Origin of the sequence: cf. Phormidesmis sp. LEGE 11477 (assembly GCF_015207105.1) — a bacterium.
GTDB lineage: Bacteria > Cyanobacteriota > Cyanobacteriia > Phormidesmidales > Phormidesmidaceae > Phormidesmis.
Window position 1 is genome coordinate 1 of sequence record NZ_JADEXO010000018.1, and the last position, 14,240, is coordinate 14,240.

The window sequence follows — 14,240 nt, forward strand, 5'->3', positions numbered from 1 at the left end:
GTCCACACCCACGCCAGAACCAGACTCTCCTCAGGCAGCGGATGATAGAGGCACTGTTTCACGCGGAGGATCAACCTATATTGACGTTCTATCCAATGATGAGTCCGCAGCAGGCGACTTGAGTATTATCGATGTTTCGCCAGGTCAGTTTGGACAGACCGGCATCGACGATGGCGGCGTTGTTTATTACCACGGGGGTGAAGGGGAGGGTCGCGATCGCTTTACCTACACCATTGAAGACGAAGCGGGTGAAACCGCCACTGCTAACGTTGTCATTGCGATCGCAGAACCACCAGAACCAGAACCACCAGAACCAGAACCTGTGCCTAACAGGCCACCCGACGGTCCACGCCTTTCCTTTGATCTCCGAGAAGGTGAAGGTATCACAATCAACCTTTTAGAAGGTGCCTACGACCCTGATTTACAGGATATCGTCAGCCTAGGCGCTATTGGCAATAACAGTTCTATCGGCGGTCAGCTCGTCAACAACGGCGATGGTAGTGTCACCTACATCCCCTGGGAGCGGGAAAGCAGAGCACCTCTTGCTAGACCTGTGGCGAATCGGTTTCAGTATGAACTGGTCGATGGCCGAGGCGGATCATTTCTGGCCACGCTGCAGCTAGTCATATACCCAGCAGAGCAAGACAGCGTAGACGACTAACGCACGCTGACAGGACTAGCAGCGAGAGCCAAAGGCCGTAAAGGTGGTAGGAAAAAGAGCATCACCGAAGGGCAGATGCTCGAAGCAACGATGATGTGGAAGACTTTGAGTAGGATGTTCAGCGCCTCCGTAACGGGGGCTGGCTGTAATTATTGTCAGCGATACCTCCGCTCTTTCCAATTTGGCTGTGGTCGAGCATCTCTAGCTGCTAGAAGCTATCTACCAGACCGTCATTGTTCCCGACGTAGTTGCTAGCGAACTTGTGGCAGCTAGCAACCCAGCTATTCCAGCTATCCTTAAACTGAACTGGGTTCAAACGAGACCGCTGCCTCAGTCTCAACTGGCTAATCAACTGCAACAAGGCCGTGGGCTCGATGCTGGAGAAGCAAATGCGATCGCGCTGACGCTTGAGCTGCAAGCTGATGATCTACTCATTGATGAAAGACTAGGACGGCAAGAAGCGGTTCGGCTCGGGCTGTCAATCATCGACATCCTGGGTGTTCTGCTCATCGCTAAGCAAAGGAGCCTTATTCTCAAAGTTCAACCTGTCATGGATGCCTTGAGCAATCAAGCTGGCTTTCGTATCAGCTCTCAGCTCTATCAGCGTGTCTTAACGCTTGCTAAAGAACTCTCAAAATAGCGTTCTCAAAACTTCTATAAGCTTTTGAGAACGCTATTTTGAGACACAGAAAGAGATACGTTTTTCCTCATGGCTCAAAAGGTCTAGACAATGAGATTGGGTTTATAGTCAAGAATCTGCTGATAAGACTATTAGTGCAAACAACTAATGCTTCTTGCATTCTCTCTTCTATGTATCGTAGTTCGCTAGGCAAGATGTGGTCGACATACTGGAAAGAGGAGAGGATGCCGTGTCCATAAGTTCAATTTCTCCTGCTTCAGTCTGTTGCCACCCAGTGGCTTCTTGAACATTAATCGGTTCCGAGCCAGTGTGCTGATTATAGACAGAGGTGCGAGTATCAACTTGGTGACTCGATAAATCTTGGAGGATGCGAAGATCTTGCCACGGGCGATTACTTGCAAGATAACTATGTGGACTTACCGGTATGCCTCCGCGCCCAGAGGTGATGAATTGATTAGCTTGTTGCTGCGAACATCCTGCTGCTACCTGCTGATCGACTTCAACGACATCATCTGAAAGGGAAACTGTCCCGTCGGATGGATTACTGACAAGTACGCTAGTCTCGACTGTTCCACTAGTCCCAAACTGCGAGCTGACTGTAATATCGTTCCCAGGAGTGAGCGCATCGCGAAGCCTTAGCCCGAGGATAGCAATCGATTCAATCGTAATGCGGCCACCGTCACCCTGAAAGGCATTGGCAACAATGTCACTGTTTTCGACGCCTAGTACAACCGGAGATCTCAAGATAATGTTTCCTCCATTACCTGTACCTCCTGCTTCAGAAGAGATTAACCCTAAATTTCTGAGCAGTATGACGTCGCGGCCCGTTAAGTCTAGCTCGCCACCTTCTCCAGAGCGGGTTGTCGCGGTGATGTTTCCTGCTTGAGCAATGGTGATTTCGGCTGCTGAGGCTGTGATATTTCCGGCGTTGCCTGTACCGTCGTTGCTAACCGACAAATCGGCATTGTTAATGACACTCAGCTGAGCTGTATTAATTTCGACGCTGCCAGCATCACCACTGGGTACGGTGGGTAGTCTTAGCGCTCGCCGAACAAACTCTTGGCCAAAGCGCTCGCTGGTCGATGATATCTGGCTGGTAATATCGGCTCCGGGCTGGTCGCCATTGATTTCAACAAACTCTGTGGCGTCAATCACAACGTCTCCGGCATTGCCAGCGCCGTAAGTAGAGGATGAAATCACGCCAGATCCGAGCAGTGTCACCTGCTCAGCTTGTATGTATAGTCGTCCGCCATTGCCATTGCCTAAACTGGCAGAGCTGATAACGCTAGGTCGAGGGACTTGCCTTTGTGCCATGAGTTCTAGCGATCGCAAATTTGTTAGATTCACTGCGCCGCCATCGCCCGCACCATTGGCATACGAACTTAACAACCCACCATTGCTTAAAATAAACCGCTCAGTCTCTAAATCGATATTTCCAGCTTGCCCTGTCCCAGAGGTCTGAGCAGAAATGATACTTCCTTTAGAAACGGAATCGCTGAGCCAGAAGCGGTCGGCTTCGACCCTGTCTGCGATTTGTAGCGACAGTTCACCGCCTGTCGCACTGCCTGTCGTCACTGAGCGAATGTCGCCGCCTTGCATAGACATCTGCGGCGCTGACACATTAATCTGCGGGCCGTTTCCAGTGCTGCTAGCTTCACTAAAAAATCCACTACCCAAGCTACCGTCTGAGGTTATTCCCGCTAATTTAACTGCCTCTGTTGCTGTGACTGACAGTTCGGAGCCTGACTGGCTGCCTTGGTTTTGAACCAACACAATCGAGCTGTCGGATAGCTCAATAAGATCTCCCCATAGATGTACTCCGTTGTTCCCAGTACCGCTGGTATTGACTAAAGCCTGCTGGGTCATACTGATATGACTAAAGCGCTCTACGGTAGACGTATCTAGCGCAATTTGATTGCTATCGAAACTAATGTGTACGTTTCCTTCTGTCACGCTAGCCAACTCGATATTGCCGGAGTCTGCGGTTGCAATACCCCCTTCGAAGTTGATGCGATTGCCCAGGAATGCCATTGTGCGTCCAGCACCAGCAGATAGGCCGTTATTTGGCATCCTCGTAATTAATTGGTCAGTAATGGGATCTGAAAACGATAGATGATGGCCACTATTACGGGCCGTAATTTCATCCGATGCTGGTGTCATCTGTAGCCCTATTGGCGCACTGACGGTAAGGAGTGGAGCAGCGGAGGTCTGCGCTGTTGGCAGCACAAATCCATCTGTGAAACTAATACTGCTGGCCGTTGACCCCACAAATGAACCCTCTAGCTTGAGCTGAGCATTGTCATTGAAGAGAATGCCACTCGGATTCAACAAGAATAGATCAGCATTACCTCTGACTTCTACAGTCCCATCGATAGTAGAAAGATTTCCCCCAGTCACGCGACTGATAATACGCCCAACGCTAGCATCAGGCGCAAAAATAGCCTCTGCGCCAGTGGGAACAGAAAATTCTGAAAAGCTATGGAATAGATTTTCCCCGGCTTGCTGTCCGTCTGTGATAGTAAATGTGGAGCCATTAGACACCTCTACGCGTGTCGAAAGAGAGGTATCAGCGCTAACTTGAGCGATCGCGGGTGTTCGATATACAAAGGGAAAGGCAGTAATCACAAACAGGACGAAACACCAGTGACAGCGTGTATGAAGTAGACGGGGATAGACGGTCATTGAAGATAGCCACAGATAATTTTTTGGCATCCGTAGCGAATGCCTATGACTAATTTTCCCTATTTTATTGATGTATCTCTGAATTGTTAGTTCACATCAAACGATTGAGATACATAGACCAGCGGGGGGAAGGGAGTGGTAACGCTCCCGACCTACCCGACCCCTCGCTAGTCCATCTTACTCAAACTCCTATCAGCAAAGTGCAAAACTCTCAACAGAACAGACGAGTTAGCTATGGCAGGAGATATTTTCTGTCTTGCCTTGATAGGTAAATGATACGTTGCTACTGCCTGGAGAAAGCGATACCCCCCACCCAGAATGCTTATAATTAGCAATTCCTGTCCCTCGGCTGCCAACGACCTCTAATGTAACCTCACCTTCGCCGTGATTCGACCCATAATCACTAGCATAAAAGTTAGGCCCTTCAGTAGGTGCTACAAACTGAATATTACCTACCCTATCTACAATCGGCTTGCAGCCTTTAAAGGTACTCACGCCACCGTACATACCCGATGGATGTTCAAGGCCCCATTGCTCTCTGACCTGAGGAGTGGCATTAGCACCAGGGAACCCAGTGTAAGTAAGGCAAAACACCGAGAGCATTAGTAGTAAAGGAACATCTATTCGAAGTCTCAGCTGCCGCCTGCCTATCATAAAGTTTTTGCTTTGGCAGGTTGCCCATATTGCTAAGGAAGAACCGACGATGCCCCATGAACATATATGCCAGACGAGGTAAGTTGTTGGTTTTTGCCAGGTCCATTGCAACAAACATCCCAATATTAGACCGAAGCCCCCGCTCAAGACTAAAAATGACGGTCCAAAGCCAGGTTTGCGGCGAGGGTAGAACTGCCTCATTAGCCAAGCCGCGCTATAGACTCCCAGTGAGTACATAACTAACCCTGTCCACGCGTACCCAATTATGGAAAACCAAGCGTATAGAACAAAGTCCATCACGCGGAAATTGGGAAAGTGAGTAGCTTGCAAGCACTGTATGCCTATCACCGACCACAAGCAGCCAGACAAAGTACAGACGAGCGCAACCAGTAGATCCTTGAGACAATTGCGTAACGCAACCACTGAACGCTTATTCATAACTGCCAAACCGACCTAGATAGCGGATAATGCTTATTCTCGTTGTTATTCAATCAGCTGAATGCTCAATGTAAGCCACTTTCCGTGAGTGGTTTCTATGTGGTGAAAGATCCCAAAAACCTTTCCTTTTGGACTTTCAATCTATTACTGCTCATGAAGTAGGAAACACAGATATGCTCTACCTTTTCGGCTTCGTAGCGTGTCTCACAAATGATAGCTGCTATGAGTTTTGAAACAATTCTATCGTTCCGAAAAGCCTCGTTTTCAGTTTGGTGAGTCTGTACTATCTTCGCTTAGAATCACTATCTGCTTCTAAGGTAGTGGGTTTTGACTAAAGTAGAACTCAACGCCTCAGTTTTCTGATGCTCAAACGTCACTGCTTCCGATAGTTGAGTGAACAACGAAATGTCCGAACCAAGCATCGAGTTTTCTTGTGCTCCAAAAACCTGGTTTCCAAGTGAATTTGTGGTGTCAAGGGATTCATCGGAATCTATGAAATTATTAACAGCCTGTCGCTAAGTTTGTTGCGATTGTTAACGGCCTGTAGCCAAGCTCAGCGGAAGTGATAGCATTTGAGTCAATAAGCGCTAGGGGTGCCTTAACCCGGAAGGAATAAGGCTGAGAATATACCCTCTGAACCTGAACCTGGATAATACCAGCGGAGGAAAGCATGAAAAATTTCTCAATGATTGATTCGAGTTCGAGCAGTCTGACTTTTTGGTCAGCGAGCTTGACTAGCTCACGTCGATCTTCCTATGCGCTGTGGCTATATCAGGCGTACGAAGAGGCGTTGAAGCATGGGATTGAGTTTGCTGATTTTGCTGGTGGCGACGGCTACCTTTGCCCTGCTGGGATTGACCCAGGTAGGCAGGCGAACGGTTGATCTAGAAGACTATATGGTCAGCCGTAACCAGATCGGCGGCCCGATGGCGCTAGCGACGATCACGGCCTCTGCTTTGGGTGCTTGGATCTTGTTTAGTCCGGCGGAGGCCGGGTCTACTTTCGGCGGCCTGAGCGCAATTTTGGGCTATTGCATTGGATCGGCGGCGGCGGTGTTTGTGTTCTGTTTTGTCGGTCCTAGGCTACGACAGATTATGCCGTGGGGCCATTCGCTCAATGAGTATGTTCGCTATCGCTTTGGTCAGCCAGTGGAACAGGTATTGGGTCAGCAGGCACCCGGTCAGCAGGCACTCGGTCAACAGGCATCTAGAGACCCACTCTCCGCGCGTCCTCAGCACATCACCTTAGTTGAATTCAGGAACGAACCAAGCAAGGAGCTCACAACGAGCGGTAATCTTTGGGGACAGGCAATGTATCTACTGACTGTCAGCGTCATGTTGTTATACATGTTTGTCTATTTGGCGGCGGAATTGACTGCGATCGCCCAGGCCCTCCAGCTAGTGGCCAACGTACCGCTATTAACCACCTCTCTAGTCGTGATCACTGCCGTTTTTCTATACACCACCTACGGCGGCCTCAAAGTTACTATCCTGACTGACGCCGCTCAGTTCATCTTGATTGTGCCGCTACTGCTGATTTGCTTTGTGGCTACGATCATTTCGCTCGGTGGCTGGACTGCCGCTTTTGCACCTGTTGCCGAGGATCTGCCAGCGCTGTTGTCCTTTGGTAATGTGGGTGGGCTTCGGTTCGGCGCAACGCTGATTATTGCCATCATTGCCGCTGAACTGTTTAATCAAGGAAACTGGCAAAGAGTATACGCTTGCAAAGATGACCAGACGGTTCGACGCGCTTTTTTGGGGTCGGCGCTGGTGATTTTGCCGCTGCTGTTCCTCTCAGGTTTATTAGGTGTCATCGCGGCTGGCTTCGAGCTGAGCGGGACGACAGCGTTTTTTGATCTGCTGCAAACCCTAGCCATTCCTAGCTGGCTACTCGGGGCAGTCGTACTGCTGGCGGTGGCGCTAGTGATGAGTAGCCTAGACACGATGCTCAACGGCATCAGCGCTGTATTTACGGTGGATTTGCTGCGGCTGTCTCAAAAACCGGCTCAGGTGCTGATGATTTCTCGCATTTTGACGGTGGCTGTGGGTCTTTTGGCAGTTGCGATCGCAGCTCAAGGCTACAGCGTCCTCTATCTCTTTTTCGTTGCCGACCTGATCTGCGCCGCGCTCCTGTTCCCCATCATCTTCAGCTTATACAGCCGCTATCAAAGCGCCAGCGATGCCTTTATTAGTTCTGTTGTTGGCATTGCGATCGGCACATTGTTTTTCCCGAAACCAGACTTTTCACCCTTATTTGCCATTCCTGGCGGCGGCGATTTGCTCAACAGTTTTGCCGCTGCTTTATTCAGTTCAGTTCTGATTACGCTTCTCTGTCAGCTCATAAACAAACGCTTCAAAAGAGACAAAATCAAACCCTTTAACTACAGCGATTTAGCTCAGGTAAAACCTTACTAATACAACTTACTAATCTTCATCCCCTCACCTTTTCTCTTACTCAAGTTCAGGTAAATGCTTGAAAGGAAAAGTGCTGAGTCCACAACCTTTGCTCATTAGGCACAGCAAAGGTTGGGATAAGAACGTCTAGACAGTGTCTAAACTCACTATCCAACCCCCAATAGGTAATTCGCAATGACGGGTCAATTGAACTCCAAACAGTCAGCTCCAGCCAAATCAGCAAATCTCTCACCAGAACAAACCACAAAAGATACAACAAATGCTCATGTCCCATCACTCAATACGGATTCGACTCAACCTTCTACGCCATCTGCTGCGCTACGCACTAGCTGGATCGCCAAGCGCCAGGGTCAAAAGAACGTGACTCAAATGCACTACGCCCGCCAAGGGCTAGTCACCGAAGAAATGGAGTATGTGGCTAAACGAGAAAATCTGCCCGTCTCTTTGATCAAAGACGAAGTAGCAAGAGGCCGGATGATCATTCCTGCTAATATCAACCATCCCAACCTAGAGCCGATGGCCATCGGCATCGCCAGTAAGTGCAAAGTTAATGCCAATATTGGCGCTTCTCCCAACTCCTCTGATATCGACGAAGAAGTTGCCAAGCTGCATCTAGCGGTCAAATATGGCGCAGACACGCTGATGGATCTCTCTACTGGCGGCGGCAATCTCGACGAAATTCGCACTGCCATCATCAACAGCTCGCCGATTCCCATCGGGACTGTACCGATCTACCAGGCACTAGAAAGCGTCCACGGCAGCATTGAGAATCTAGACGCGCAAGACTTTTTGCACATCATCGAAAAGCACGCGCAGCAAGGCGTAGACTACATGACTATCCATGCGGGCATTTTGATTGAGCACTTGCCACTGGTAAAGGGTCGCTTGACAGGCATTGTGTCGCGCGGCGGTGGCATCATGGCCCAGTGGATGCTTCACCATCACAAGCAAAATCCGCTCTTTAGCCACTACGACGACATTATCGAGATCTTCAAGCGCTACGACGTCTCTTTTAGTTTGGGTGATTCTTTGCGGCCTGGCTGTCAGCATGACGCCTCCGACGAAGCCCAATTTGCCGAGCTAAAGACACTAGGAGATCTGACCCGTAGAGCCTGGAAGCACGATGTGCAGGTGATGGTAGAAGGCCCTGGCCACGTCCCGCTAGACCAGATCGAAATGAATGTGAAAAAGCAGATGGAAGAGTGTTCTGAAGCGCCTTTCTATGTGCTAGGGCCGCTAGTAACAGACATTGCACCGGGCTACGACCATATCACTTCTGCTATTGGCGCGGCGATGGCAGGCTGGCATGGTACGGCGATGCTGTGCTACGTCACCCCCAAAGAGCATCTGGGCTTGCCCGACGCAGAAGACGTTCGCAATGGCCTGATCGCCTACAAGATTGCGGCCCATGCGGCTGATATTGCCCGTCACCGTCCGGGCGCACGCGATCGCGATGACCAACTCTCCCGTGCCCGCTACAACTTCGACTGGAACAAACAGTTCGAACTATCTCTAGATCCCGATCGCGCCCGTGAGTATCACGATGAAACGCTACCCGCTGATATCTATAAAACAGCCGAATTCTGTTCTATGTGCGGGCCAAAGTTTTGTCCGATGCAAACGAAGATTGATGCGGAGAAGCTGAGCGAGCTAGAGAAGTTCTTGGCGAAGAATTAAGAGATAGAGAGAATAGAAGGCGTGGTTCAGCAAAGGGGGACGGTTTAGGTTTGAGACTATAGCCCAAAACTACTGTCAGAAGAGAGCTGAAAGGTCTTTCCTGTAATACTGATACCTCGGAGGTTGAACCCCGCCAAAGACCAGTAAGACAAGGGTTACTGGTCCGATGACTCTGTTGTCGGACGCGGACCGCTCCCATCTTTTAGTGGAGGGCACTGGTTTGAGGACAGCAGTCGGTTTTCAAGCTTGAGTAACTCGTTCTCTAGCTTCTGGACTAGAATTGTATCCTTGTCCTCTGCACTCGCTTGATTCCGTTTAACTGCATAAGCTACTTTTTGGGTGAAATCCGTTAATGTCTTGAGGTCTTAGCGGAGGGCTCTAATCTCTTCGGCATTTTTGTCTACTCGCTCAGTCAAGAAAAGCAACTTTTTTCCGAAGGTAGCTATATCTGAAAGGCTCATAGCTCTGCAACTATCTTTGCTAGGCTAGATAGCATATCCTGAGTGTCTTCCCTCAACTTCGCACTTTCGGACTGTCGCTGTTGAATGCGAGTTTCAAATCTTGCAATTGATTCGGGAAGGAATTCAATATATTTCTTTTGAAGTTGACGATTCCTGGCAAGCCGGTTTTCGCCATTTAAGGAAGCCAACAAAAAAGATGGAAAATCAAAAATGTCAGAGATCCACCCCTTTCTTTTCGACTGGGGAATGGCATATGTAGTTGAAACTTGCGTCAGAGCCCCTGCGTTGATACTGCTTGAAGTCCGTTTGGCTGCAGCGGCTAACCTAGCGTTCCATTGGGATTCCAACTCTCTCATTTCTATCCGACAACGTTCTGCCTGAGCTGACATATGTTCTTCCATGTCTGCCAGATAGTCTCGCAAGAGCTGAGATTCAATCTCTAAACGCTCTTCAGTTGGAGTATTTTCGCCTTGCGGTTCAGAACTGTCAGCCATAGCTCCTCCTTAGCCTTTTATAATAGACTCTTCTGGGTATACCCTCCTAATGACGGCACAGCTATCAGCAAAACAACTTTGACCCTAAGATGCTCGCAACTAAACCCATCACAACGCTGATTGAGTCTGTCAGCTATGAAGCAAAGGGACGGTGCTTTGAGATCTCGCTTGATAACGGATCTAAACTGCTGGTGCCTGTCGATTTGCTGGTGATGGAACTATGGGAAGACGGGCAATTAAAAGCAGTGCCAAGGCCGACTGACGCGCAGCTATCCACCGTCCAGGTATGGTCTGGTGGCCGCTCAATTGATATTGACTGTATTAAGCAAAACTTTGGGCTTGAGCAGCTTCTACGAGCTGTAGCATCCTAATATCTCATAGCAGGCTTCGCATCACCGCCCAATCGTCTCCTTTAACTAGCCAAGGCGTGACAGGCACCTTCTTGGTAATGCCGTTATCGTCTATATAAATCCGACGACTATCTGCTTTCACAACGTCCCAAGATTCAAAGGTGTATCGCTTCTTTTCCATTCCTAGCAAGTTGTACACGGTCAGTCGCTGGGACTCTAGTAAGAAATAGGGGCGTTGCAAGCAGTAGCAGCCCAAACCAAAGAATCCAACTGCCAGTCCAGTCAAAGGAGAAAGACTATTGCCTATCTGAGTGGCGCTCCAAAGATAATAAGCAGTGCCTGCTATCCCACCCGCCAGCAAAAGTGTACTGGGTATCTTGTTGTAGTAAGCCATCAAGCGCTGCGATGAATCGACGGGTTGCATGGAGGAATCAGTTCTTAAATTAGTTCTTGGACTTGTCAGCTTGCGGATTGTATCGCCAGTGCCAGGGCTCAGGAGAAGAGCCTATCAGCCCTCTTTTGGGAGAGGACAGTTCAAAGCCGTAGGTCTGAGCGTTTGCCTTTAGCCACCGAAAAGCCTCTGTTCTTCTGAAGCTGAGCTGTCGATCGGTTGATTTTTCACTGCCACCAATATCAACGGCGTATCCCGTATGATAGTCGCTGACGCTCGCAGATGAAGCGTCATCATTTGAAGCACCCTCTGCCGTTTGAGCCGGTTCGCGGTAGCCGGATAGGGCGTATAGTTCGATGCCTTCTGCTCTAGCTGCCGCAAACATTCTCCAGTAGGCATCTGCCGCCTCGGGCCTGAGTAAGATGCTACCGTCTTCTAGCAGATTAGTAAGCTGGGACGGCTTAGCAGCATTGGTCGCTACATTGGTTGCTGCGTTATCTGGCGCGTTCGAATCGGATGCTGGCAGAACATTAGCAGTCCAGCTTTGCCAGTCTTGAGGCAGGCGAGATAGACGGTATCGGCCCCACTGGTAAGCTCTAACGCTGAGGCCAAGCATCAGTAGGACAGCGACACCAGTGACAAAAATTTTGAAGAGGCGAGGATTGAGCGGCTGGGGCCTAGAGAACCTGGTAGGACTTGCAGGCGGGCTAGCGGCGGCCTTCGCCACTGCACCGCCACTGCCGCCACCACTGCGATTGGGCGGAAGCGACGGCCAGTTAGCACTAGATCGACCAGGTTGAATAGCGGTCTTGTATGGCTGAGCGCCTGGGGCGGCAATCACGGTAGGTAAACGGCTATTTTGAGCAATTCTTTGGCGATCGCATCCCTGACTCAAAGTATCCATTGCCTGCTTGGCGCTATCAAAGCGATCGCGCCAGTCTTGCCGCACCAGCCGATCGATAAACTCTGCTAAGTGCAGACTCACTTCTACGCCTTCTCGCCACATCAGTCCTCTAACGGGATCGTAGCTAAAGTCGTGGTGAGAGCGGCCTGTCAACGCTTCGATTGCGATCAGTCCTAACGCATACAGATCGCTCGCGGGCTGAGGATTCTGGTCGTAGTCTGGCTGGAGCTGTTCGGGCGCAACGTATGCATGAGGGCTCATTGGCACAACCGTGAATAGGTTGCCGCTGGCGTCTACCTCACTTCTTTCTAATCGAGAAAGATCAGCAAAGTAAGTCAGGAAAATTTGACCGTCCTTGTCTTGTCGAATCAGATGCTGAGGATGTAGCTGCTGGTGAACCACACCTTGAGCATGAATAGAATTCAGACTGACTAAAACATCTTGGATAAGCTTGACGACATAGCTTTCGCTAAGCCGTTTGCCCGGCTTAATCTCAACGCTGAGCGGGTGCCCAGAGATATGTGTTTGCACAAAGTAGAAAGTATTTTGGCGGTCGAGATTTTGCTCATAAGGCTGGCTGGTTTCTGCGAATTTAGTCGCTGCGAACTCGGTTTTTGCGGATCTGGTTTTTGCAGAGCCGGTTTTCGTAGCTGGCGTATGTTCAGCTTCCGTGTAGAAATAGGCAATCAGTTCAGGAACAGCGGCAGACTGGCTTAGCTGCTCTAGAATCTGAGCCTCACGTTCTAAACGATGACGAATTTCGCGCTGACGATATTGAATAGCCATCACCTGACACGGCGGACGCTGAGGATGATGGCGATCGCACGCCAAATAAACCGTTCTGAAATCTGTACAGACCAGCGTTTTTTTTAGCTCAAATCGGTCTTTCAATATCTGCGTACTCATTCGCCAGTAGAAAAATCATCTATACCACTACCATACGTAACTTCACCGTCCGATACTTATTTTCCTGCCACATTTCCTGACGCAATTTTTCCCCACGTCATATTTTTCAATAATTTTGTTGTGAATAGCAGCTAATATTTTCTCCGCTTTAACCGATCTCTTCTATAATTTTGTTTCTTGTTTTACCTTCGGTATCTCTTGTTCTACTTTTGACATCTATAGTTTGACTACGCTGCTCTTCAAAGAAGGGCAAACTGAGACAGCATTCCCAGTCCTTCGATAGTTCAAACCTACTCCCTTCGACCAAGGTTGTTCATAGTGAAAATCGCTGTACTAATAAGGTAGTTTTATTCAGAGGATATCTATCTCGATGGCAGTTCGCTATTTTTCACTCGTTATAGGTCTGATCTATTCAGTCCTTGGCTTTACAGGGTTAATTCCTTCTCTCGTATCTCCAGCCGCTCAGATCCCTGAGATTATGAAACAGGTCGGTGTCACTGACGGCATTGGCTATCTCTACGGCCTATTTCCAATCAACGCTTTTGAAGCCTCTCTCTATCTAGTCGTAGGGTTAACAGGCATTGCTGGCTATGTAGCAGGGACAGAAGCATTCGCTCGCCTATGCGTCGATACATTGGCTGTCTGGCTTGGCTTTATAGGAATCTTAGGTCTTATTCCTGTAGCTAATACTTTCTTTGGTTTGATGCCGCTGTATGGCAACGATGTTTGGCTGCATCTGGGTAGTGCGATCGCCGCTGCCTACTTTGGCTTCTACCTCGATCGAGGCCGCCGAGATCAAGACCCTTCTGTTCCTGATGACCTGAAGCCTGAGCCACTCTCTCGAACTCCATTTCGCTCTGACTCGTAGGCAGCTCATTCATAGGCAACTCATACGATCTGAGCCCGCTTTGATCTATTGATGATTTGATCTGCAAAAGACTAATCTGAAGCATCGAGCTATCAAAAGTCCATCATAGGAATGCAAATTGCTTTTGTCTTTCATCTATTGGGAGGTGAGAGCGATTTTGCTATGACACCTTATCATCCCTACCTTCTAAAAGTAGCGTTCAAATGCGCCTTATGAGGGAGTTGCGTTCACTGGCGCTGCGGTAAAAAGGCAGGCATTCCCTACAGTTCAGCCGATGCCAGTCTATACCTTTGACCAGCTTGCTTGCCGCACAGCCATCTCTAGCATCAACACCTATCAGCGCTATCTATCGCCTCGTAAGGGATTCTCATGTCCCCACAGAGTACTCTACCGAGGCGAATCTTGCTCAGAACACGTCAAGCAAACCCTAAAGCAACAGGATTTATTATCCGCTGTGCAAATGGCGTCTACTCGATTTCGAGCCTGCCACCAAGCCGCCGTCACCCTCAGCTCAAGTGAAACAAACTTAGTTAAAATAAACTTGAAGACAAAGCTGCAGAGCGGTTGCATTGTTATACCCTGCTGTATTCCTATCTAGCGATAGATCCATCACTAGCTTGCGTACACAGACGTAGCTAGATACAACTTTGTGAAGAGAAACAGACTTAGACAATCTGTGAGAATTAGATACTAAGTCTCT

At 49.2% G+C, this 14,240-nt stretch carries 13 protein-coding genes and 1 riboswitch; of the genes, 8 read left to right on the plus strand and 5 right to left on the minus strand.

What is annotated here, in order from left to right; translation table 11 throughout:
• Together IQ256_RS07735 and IQ256_RS30325 are read left to right on the plus strand one after the other, a co-directional pair.
• On the plus strand, nucleotides 1-661 hold a 661-nt coding region (locus IQ256_RS07735; RefSeq protein ID WP_228024670.1), incomplete at its 5' end, for an Ig-like domain-containing protein.
• 262 nt (nucleotides 662-923) lie between these two features.
• Nucleotides 924-1,301, plus strand: a complete 378-nt coding sequence (locus IQ256_RS30325; protein WP_370623374.1) for a DUF3368 domain-containing protein — start codon at nucleotides 924-926, stop codon at nucleotides 1,299-1,301.
• A gap of 168 nt (nucleotides 1,302-1,469) precedes the next feature.
• Here IQ256_RS30325 and IQ256_RS07750 read toward each other — a convergent pair whose 3' ends face one another.
• Together IQ256_RS07750 and IQ256_RS07755 are read right to left on the minus strand one after the other, a co-directional pair.
• Nucleotides 1,470-3,983, minus strand: coding sequence for a filamentous hemagglutinin N-terminal domain-containing protein (locus IQ256_RS07750; protein WP_193854967.1), 2,514 nt, complete (start codon nucleotides 3,981-3,983; stop codon nucleotides 1,470-1,472).
• Between the two features lie 228 nt (nucleotides 3,984-4,211).
• Nucleotides 4,212-4,586 carry a hypothetical protein gene (locus IQ256_RS07755; RefSeq protein WP_193854968.1) on the minus strand — a complete coding sequence of 125 codons (375 nt, stop codon included), beginning with the start codon at nucleotides 4,584-4,586 and terminating at the stop codon, nucleotides 4,212-4,214.
• 1,068 nt (nucleotides 4,587-5,654) lie between these two features.
• Nucleotides 5,655-5,759, plus strand: a riboswitch (TPP riboswitch).
• Between IQ256_RS07755 and IQ256_RS07760 the strand changes: the two genes are divergently transcribed.
• The 3 genes from IQ256_RS07760 (at nucleotide 5,746) to thiC (ending at nucleotide 9,166) form a co-directional block, all read left to right on the plus strand.
• Nucleotides 5,746-5,958, plus strand: a complete 213-nt coding sequence (locus tag IQ256_RS07760; RefSeq protein WP_193854969.1) for a hypothetical protein — start codon at nucleotides 5,746-5,748, stop codon at nucleotides 5,956-5,958. (Overlaps the previous riboswitch by 14 nt.)
• Complete coding sequence (locus IQ256_RS07765) at nucleotides 5,873-7,489, plus strand: Na+/proline symporter (RefSeq protein ID WP_193854970.1); 1,617 nt, start codon at nucleotides 5,873-5,875, stop codon at nucleotides 7,487-7,489. The genes IQ256_RS07760 and IQ256_RS07765 overlap by 86 nt, the downstream gene beginning before the upstream one ends.
• Nucleotides 7,490-7,663: 174 nt before the next feature.
• On the plus strand, nucleotides 7,664-9,166 hold the full coding sequence (gene thiC, locus IQ256_RS07770) for a phosphomethylpyrimidine synthase ThiC (RefSeq protein WP_193854971.1): 1,503 nt from the start codon (nucleotides 7,664-7,666) through the stop codon (nucleotides 9,164-9,166).
• Between the two features lie 457 nt (nucleotides 9,167-9,623).
• On the opposite strand, the gene IQ256_RS07775 is transcribed toward thiC, so the two are convergent.
• Nucleotides 9,624-10,121 (minus strand): hypothetical protein, encoded by a 498-nt coding sequence (locus IQ256_RS07775; protein WP_193854972.1) that lies wholly within the window; start codon nucleotides 10,119-10,121, stop codon nucleotides 9,624-9,626.
• Between the two features lie 89 nt (nucleotides 10,122-10,210).
• On the opposite strand from IQ256_RS07775, the gene IQ256_RS07780 reads away from it, so the two are divergent.
• Nucleotides 10,211-10,492 (plus strand): hypothetical protein, encoded by a 282-nt coding sequence (locus IQ256_RS07780; RefSeq protein WP_193854973.1) that lies wholly within the window; start codon nucleotides 10,211-10,213, stop codon nucleotides 10,490-10,492.
• Between the two features lie 4 nt (nucleotides 10,493-10,496).
• Here IQ256_RS07780 and IQ256_RS07785 read toward each other — a convergent pair whose 3' ends face one another.
• Nucleotides 10,497-10,895, minus strand: coding sequence for a hypothetical protein (locus tag IQ256_RS07785; RefSeq protein WP_193854974.1), 399 nt, complete (start codon nucleotides 10,893-10,895; stop codon nucleotides 10,497-10,499).
• 19 nt (nucleotides 10,896-10,914) lie between these two features.
• Nucleotides 10,915-12,672: a D-alanyl-D-alanine carboxypeptidase family protein gene (locus IQ256_RS07790; RefSeq protein WP_193854975.1), complete on the minus strand. Its 1,758-nt coding sequence runs from the start codon at nucleotides 12,670-12,672 to the stop codon at nucleotides 10,915-10,917.
• Between the two features lie 370 nt (nucleotides 12,673-13,042).
• Between IQ256_RS07790 and IQ256_RS07795 the strand changes: the two genes are divergently transcribed.
• Nucleotides 13,043-13,540: a DUF4383 domain-containing protein gene (locus tag IQ256_RS07795; RefSeq protein ID WP_193854976.1), complete on the plus strand. Its 498-nt coding sequence runs from the start codon at nucleotides 13,043-13,045 to the stop codon at nucleotides 13,538-13,540.
• A gap of 274 nt (nucleotides 13,541-13,814) precedes the next feature.
• Nucleotides 13,815-14,138 carry a membrane protein insertion efficiency factor YidD gene (yidD, locus tag IQ256_RS30330; RefSeq protein ID WP_193854977.1) on the plus strand — a complete coding sequence of 108 codons (324 nt, stop codon included), beginning with the start codon at nucleotides 13,815-13,817 and terminating at the stop codon, nucleotides 14,136-14,138.
• Nucleotides 14,139-14,240 lie beyond the last annotated feature (102 nt).